This window comes from Rhodohalobacter halophilus (genome assembly GCF_001715195.1).
GTDB classification, from domain to species: domain Bacteria; phylum Bacteroidota; class Rhodothermia; order Balneolales; family Balneolaceae; genus Rhodohalobacter; species Rhodohalobacter halophilus.
Genome location: NZ_MDWE01000083.1, coordinates 1 through 1,744, shown reverse-complemented (window position 1 = coordinate 1,744; position 1,744 = coordinate 1). Strand labels below are relative to the sequence as shown.

Annotated in this window: 2 protein-coding genes; both read left to right on the top strand. The window is 33.1% G+C overall.

The features are described 5' to 3' along the window. Positions 1-493 (top strand): hypothetical protein (locus tag BG260_RS14220; RefSeq protein ID WP_176719508.1); only part of this gene is annotated, 493 nt, incomplete at its 5' end. A gap of 14 nt (positions 494-507) precedes the next feature. After that, positions 508-1,647, top strand: coding sequence for a hypothetical protein (locus BG260_RS13805; RefSeq protein ID WP_141691619.1), 1,140 nt, complete (start codon positions 508-510; stop codon positions 1,645-1,647). The last annotated feature ends 97 nt before the right edge of the window (positions 1,648-1,744 follow it).

The following is a 1,744-nucleotide window of genomic DNA, read 5'->3' as shown; positions in this document are numbered from 1 at the left end:
CTATTTATATACTCAAGAAAAGAGTGACTCAAAATTTTCAGATTATGAAATAGAGATGATGACGGATTATGAGAGTCCTTTATTTACAAAAATTTCTGATATTGATTTAGTCGAGAAATACCCAAGTTATATAGAAAGACTAAATCTTGGACACAACCATGATATTGAAAGTAAATATAATTTTTATGAGTTCAATTATAGAGGTATTAAAGAACTCCATGTAGAAACAATATCGTCTGATGGAAATTGTGAAATAAAAGCAATTGGTTTAAGTAAAATTGTTAGTAATGAGGATCCATCGGTCAATTTCAATAATGTCTTATTGCAAGAACCAGTTAATGAAATTGAAGAAGAAATTGGAGAAGTTAACTCCTGTAGTGGGGATCCGTGTAGCTCTTGTAGATTTACAAGAAATATTGTCAATGGCGAAATTAATGGCTGTAAGTGTAGAAATTGGGGAGGACACTGTAATCATACTGTAAGTGAAGGATAATTAAATTGTTAAAAATGAGCTATAGTAATATTGTACATAAATACATTGCAGTAGCAATACTACTATTGCTCATATTTATTTTTAGTAGTTGCAACCAAAATACTGAAGGTATACCTCAGTATTTAATACCCTATAATTCTTTAGATAACAATACTATATCAGATAGTATAGTGTTAAAAAGAGAGCTTGTTCCGGATCAAAGTATAAAATCATCTATCTTATTGGAAAATGTTTTCGGCTCTTCATTTCCTCCACAACCGATCGATTTTATTAATTTAGAAACAGCCGGCAGTTTGATCTATCTGCATGATGTTCAAAGTTTATATCAATTGAGAAACGATTATAGTGCTGAGTTAGTAGCTGAACCGGGTGAAGGTCCACACTCAATTCAATCAGGAATAAAACTGATCAATAGTTCAAAAAAACCAATTTTACTACAGAGAAATAGAATAAGTGAAGTTGATTGTAACAAAGACTGCAGATTAAGTGTTATCAAAACAACTGAAGATTTCTACAATTATATTAATCACTTTTCAGATTCAACCTACATTGTAAATGGATATAACCCGGATGGTGAACCTTCGATTTATTTGAAGGATCATAGATTGCAAACGGTAACGACTCTTGGTGAGGGTTTTAAACATGAGAACCCAGAGCTGACAAGAAATTTTAACTTCAGTGGTGTTGAGCTTGGTTTACAAGGCCAAAATATTCTACATGCTTTTTCTGATTTTCCAACCCTTGCTATGATTGATGTAGAATCAGATGCAATCAAGGCTTTTACAATTAGTGATTTCTACAGTCATAAGTTATCAGATAATAATCGGAAGGGGGAGCTAGTAGACTATGATGTGCCTCATTCTCGTATATATTCGATAAAGAGCTTACCGGGAAAATCGTTTTGGGTGTCCGTAATACATGCAAAAGAGAGTAGTGAAAAGAGAGAGGGATATCTTGATAGTCAATCGTATTTTGATTATTACTTTTTAAATAAGGAGTCTGGACTTGAATACGCTGGATCCTCATATTCTATGGTCGTTCCGGATAAAGATCAGGTTTTATTCATGCATGATTTTAGTATCTATTTGTTAGAAAAAGATATTTATTCTTACATGGATTTATTGAGCGATCAGCTTTTTAAGCAACCATTTTAACTTTCTTGCAAGATCAAAAATCAAAAAACGCCGGACAGCTCTCACCGCCCGGCGTTTTTGTTTGATTACGTTTTACCTTACCCCTCCAAGGGATCAG

Coding starts and splice junctions, on each gene's coding strand:
- BG260_RS13805 (WP_141691619.1), top strand. CDS start 508: ATGAGCTATAGTAATATTGTACATAAATACATTGCAGTAGCAATACTA.